General features: G+C 67.5%; 6 protein-coding genes. All 6 read right to left on the bottom strand.

Translation table 11 applies throughout. The features are described 5' to 3' along the window. On the bottom strand, positions 1-827 hold an 827-nt coding region (locus tag B4L36_RS06735; protein ID WP_292954244.1), incomplete at its 3' end, for an electron transfer flavoprotein subunit alpha/FixB family protein. Further along, positions 827-1585: an electron transfer flavoprotein subunit beta/FixA family protein gene (locus B4L36_RS06730; RefSeq protein WP_292954241.1), complete on the bottom strand. Its 759-nt coding sequence runs from the start codon at positions 1583-1585 to the stop codon at positions 827-829. The genes B4L36_RS06730 and B4L36_RS06735, both read right to left, overlap by 1 nt. A 126-nt stretch (positions 1586-1711) precedes the next feature. After that, positions 1712-2284: a cob(I)yrinic acid a,c-diamide adenosyltransferase gene (locus B4L36_RS06725; RefSeq protein ID WP_292954238.1), complete on the bottom strand. Its 573-nt coding sequence runs from the start codon at positions 2282-2284 to the stop codon at positions 1712-1714. After that, positions 2284-2484, bottom strand: coding sequence for a twin transmembrane helix small protein (locus B4L36_RS06720; protein ID WP_292954235.1), 201 nt, complete (start codon positions 2482-2484; stop codon positions 2284-2286). Before B4L36_RS06720 ends, B4L36_RS06725 begins: the two co-directional genes overlap by 1 nt. Positions 2485-2511: 27 nt before the next feature. Next, positions 2512-3333 carry an SDR family NAD(P)-dependent oxidoreductase gene (locus tag B4L36_RS06715; protein WP_292954232.1) on the bottom strand — a complete coding sequence of 274 codons (822 nt, stop codon included), beginning with the start codon at positions 3331-3333 and terminating at the stop codon, positions 2512-2514. 2 nt (positions 3334-3335) lie between these two features. Then, the gene (locus B4L36_RS06710) at positions 3336-3845 is read right to left on the bottom strand and encodes an SH3 domain-containing protein (RefSeq protein WP_292954229.1); all 510 of its coding nucleotides are present in this window, start codon (positions 3843-3845) and stop codon (positions 3336-3338) included. Positions 3846-4051 lie beyond the last annotated feature (206 nt).

Here is a 4051-nt window from a genome sequence, read left to right as displayed (position 1 = left end):
GCGACGATGACCTTGCTGTCCTTCATGCCCGCAAGATGCTGGATCGCGCCCGAGATGCCGACGGCGACATAGAGTTCCGGCGCCACCACCTTGCCGGTCTGACCGACCTGCCAGTCGTTCGGGGCATAGCCCGAATCGACGGCCGCGCGCGATGCGCCGACGGCGGCGCCCAGCTTGTCGGCCAGGGCCTCGATGATGGCGAAATCGTCCCTGGACCCCACGCCGCGGCCGCCCGAGACGACACGCCCGGCCGAGGTCAGTTCTGGCCGGTCGCTTTCGGCGACCTCGTCGCCGACCCATTTCGACAGGCCCGGATCCTCGGCGGCGCCGATCGCCTCGACCGGGGCGCTGTTGCCGTCGCCTGCCGCGTCGAAGCTGGCGGTGCGGATGGTCATCACCTTCTTGGCGTCCCTGGATTTCACCGTCTGGATCGCGTTGCCGGCATAGACCGGGCGTTCGAACGTGTCGGCATCGATCACCGCCGAGACGTCCGGGATCACCATCGCATCCAGCAGCGCCGCGACGCGCGGCATGATGTTCTTGGCATCCGTCGTGGCAGGCGCGGCGATGTGGCTGTAATCCCCGGCCAGCGACACCAGCAGCGCCGCCGCCGGTTCGGCGAGACGGTGGCCGTAAAGCGCATCCTCGGCCACCAGCACCCTGGCCACGCCGTCTATCGTCGCGGCCTCGTCGCCCGCGGCCCTCGCCTGGGCGCCGGCGCAAAGCACCGTGACCTCGCCCAGGGATTTCAGCGCGCCCACGGCCTTGGCCGTCGCGTCGCGGCTCAGTTCGCCATTCGTGACTTCACCCAGCAGAAGAACAGCCATCACACGACCCCCGCTTCTTTCAGTTTCGCAACCAGTTCGTCGACCGAATCGACCTTGATCCCGGCCTTGCGGCCCTCGGGTTCGCGGGTCGACACGATCTCGAGCCGGGGCGAGACATCGACGCCGTAATCGGCGGCCGTCTTTTCGTCCAGCGGCTTCTTCTTGGCCTTCATGATGTTGGGAAGGCTGGCATAGCGCGGCTCGTTCAGGCGCAGATCGGCGGTGACGATCGCGGGCAGCCTGACCTCGATGGTCTGCAACCCGCCATCGACCTCGCGGGTGACCTTCGCGCTGTCGCCCTCGATCTCGAGCTTGCTGGCAAAGGTCGCCTGGCTCCAGCCAAGCAGCGCCGCCAGCATCTGGCCGGTGGCGTTCATGTCGTTGTCGATCGCCTGCTTGCCGGCGATGACCAGCTTCGGCTGCTCCTCGTCGATCACGGCTTTCAGGATCCTGGCCACGGCCAGCGGCTCGATATCCTGGTGCACGTCCTCGGCGGCCACGACCAGGATCGCCCGGTCGGCGCCCATCGCCAAGGCCGTGCGCAGCGTCTCGGCCGCCTGCTTGACGCCGATGCTGACGGCCACGACCTCATCGGCCGCGCCCTTTTCCTTCAGCCGGATCGCTTCTTCGACCGCGATCTCGTCGAAGGGGTTCATCGACATCTTCACATTGGCCAGATCGACCCCGGATCCATCGGCTTTCACACGGGCCTTGACGTTGTAGTCGATCACCCGCTTCACCGGCACGAGAACCTTCATGTGGCTGCTCTCCCTTGGTTGCGTCCTTCGTCGGGGCCAAGTGTTAGCGGCTGGTCCCGCCCGGGAACAGCCGAAAAACGGCTTCCGACGCTGCGTTTGCGCCCGACTTGTATCGTCGGGCGGTGTCTATCTGCTGGCGCCCGGAACCCACAGGATATCCTCGGTTCCGCCGCCATTGGCCTGACGGGCGGCGACGAACAGCCAGTCCGACAGGCGGTTCAGGTAGCGGATGGCCGCCGGATTGGCATCGCCCGTCGCCGCCAGGGCGGTCGCGCAGCGTTCCGCGCGGCGGGCCACGGTGCGCGACAGGTGCAGATGCGCCGCAAGGGCGGAACCGCCCGGCAGGATGAAGCTGCGCAAGGGTTGCAGATCGGCGTTCATGTCGTCGATCTCGGTTTCGAGGCGCGCGACCTGCGCGTCGATGATCCGCAGCACGGGATGATCCGCCTGATCGTCCGCCCCGATATCCGGCCGCGACAGGTCCGCGCCCAGATCGAACAGGTCGTTCTGGATCATGGCCAGACGGTCGGCCATGCCATCGGCCGCGTGCAGGCGGCACAGGCCCAGGGTCGCGTTCAGTTCGTCCACGGTGCCGTAGGCGGCGACGCGGGCGTCATGTTTTGCCACCCTGCTGCCATCGGACAGGGCGGTTTCGCCCTTGTCGCCGGTGCGGGTGTAGATCCGGTTCAGGACAACCATCAGCGCGACCTCAGCCAGATGAACAGCAGGATCAGGGCAACGGCGATCGCCTGGCCGATGATCCGCCATCGCATCAGGCGATTGCCGTGCTTGCGGTTGAATTCGCCGCCGCGCGCGAAACCGCCGATCCCGGTGGCGAGGATGCCCAGCACCACCAGCATCGCCAGCACCACGATATAGAAGAGAGGTCCGTCCCGCATGAGCTTGTCCACCTTTCGGGCGCGACCCTAGCCCCGGCGGGCAAACCAGTCCAGAGCCCGCGTGGGCATCAGCCGCCGCCCGAAGCCCGAGATCCATGTCGGCGTCGTGACATAGTAGCGCGGGCGCGGCCTGTCCGAGGTCAGCGCATGGACGATCCTGTCGCTGACCGCCGAGGGCGGCAATTCGAACCGATCCTTGCCCGCGGGTTCATAGAGCCGCTTGAGCAGGCTTGCGCGGTATTGATCGGCGCGGGGGCTGTCCTGCCAGTTCACCCAACGCTCGAAATGGGGGATGGCGTTTTCGCGGATGCGGCTGGCGATCGGGCCGGGCTCGATCAGGATCACGCGGATGCCGGTGCCCTGCATTTCCAGCCGCAGCACGTCGGTCAGGCCCTCCAGCGCGAATTTCGTCGCTACATAGGGGCCGCGCCAGGGAATGCCGATCAGCCCGAGGACGGAACTGATATTGACGATCCGCCCGACGCCGCGCCGGCGGAAATGGGGGATCAGGCGAACGCTCAGATCGTGGGTGCCGAACAGGTTTGTCTCGAAGATCGCGCTCAGGGCGCCGCGCGGCATGTCCTCGACCGCGCCGGGCAGGGCGAAGGCGGCGTTGTTGACAAGCGCGTCCACTGGGCCGCCCGACAGCACGTCCGCGACCAGCGCCCGGACGCTGTCCGGATCCGCCAGTTCCAGGTGGTGGCATTCCATCCCTTCGGCCTGGCGGGCGCTGATGTCGCCGGGTTTGCGGCAGGTGGCCACGACCTGCCAGCCTTCCTGCTGCATCCGACGCGCGGCATCCAGACCGATGCCGGACGAACAGCCGGTGATCAGCACCCGTCCCGCCATGATCAGGGCCGCGCCTGACTGAGAAACTGCGCGGACATATAGCCGACGCGGCCGTCGGAATCGCGAATGTTGATCCAGGCGTCATCGGTCGGACCCAGGACTTCGACCGCCGCCCCTTGCGAAAGCGACCCGATCACCCGGTCGCCGGTCGAGGGACCGGCGCGGAAATTCACCCGGTTGCCCGTGACATAGAAGACCGGCCCCTGCGTGCCGGGCGGGGCCTGCGCCGGATCCTGTGGTGTCCGTCCCGCATATTCGGGCGAAGGTTGCAGCGGCGGGCCGGGAAATTCCTGCACCTTCTGCGGGGTCTGCGCGGCTGCCTCGACGACCTCGGGGGCGGGCCGGGGAGCGGGATCCCTGCGCGCCTCGGCCCGAGGATCGGGCTTTTCGGGCGCGATTGCCCGGGGCTGCGGCCCGTCGCGCCCCGCACGCAGATCGCCCGAACCAAAGACCAGCATGACCAGATACAGCCCGATCAGCGTCACCACCAAGAACACACCAAGTCTGACCATATCCCTACCCTGTTTCCGGATGACCTCTTGCGCGGCCCCGATAAACGATCCGCCACCCGAACGCCCGATTCGAGGCGCCCGTTCCCATTTTTGCCGATCCGCAGAGCCGGCGAAGGGCGCAACCCCGCCCCGCGGGCGGCAAGCGTTCCGCGATTCACCGCATCCTGCCGTCATGGAACGTTCGTGCCGGGTTGCAAGGGGCGGGG

The organism is Paracoccus sp. UBA889 (assembly GCA_002294185.1).
In the GTDB taxonomy this organism is placed as follows: domain Bacteria; phylum Pseudomonadota; class Alphaproteobacteria; order Rhodobacterales; family Rhodobacteraceae; genus Paracoccus.
The sequence above is the reverse complement of the archived record's forward strand: the minus strand, read 5'-3'. Positions and strand labels throughout refer to the sequence as shown.

Bases quoted from the DNA above. Each gene is read 5' to 3' on its own strand.
- B4L36_RS06730 (WP_292954241.1), bottom strand. From the start codon at position 1,585: ATGAAGGTTCTCGTGCCGGTGAAGCGGGTGATCGACTACAACGTCAAG.
- B4L36_RS06725 (WP_292954238.1), bottom strand. From the start codon at position 2,284: ATGGTTGTCCTGAACCGGATCTACACCCGCACCGGCGACAAGGGCGAA.
- B4L36_RS06720 (WP_292954235.1), bottom strand. From the start codon at position 2,484: ATGCGGGACGGACCTCTCTTCTATATCGTGGTGCTGGCGATGCTGGTG.
- B4L36_RS06715 (WP_292954232.1), bottom strand. From the start codon at position 3,333: ATGGCGGGACGGGTGCTGATCACCGGCTGTTCGTCCGGCATCGGTCTG.
- B4L36_RS06710 (WP_292954229.1), bottom strand. From the start codon at position 3,845: ATGGTCAGACTTGGTGTGTTCTTGGTGGTGACGCTGATCGGGCTGTAT.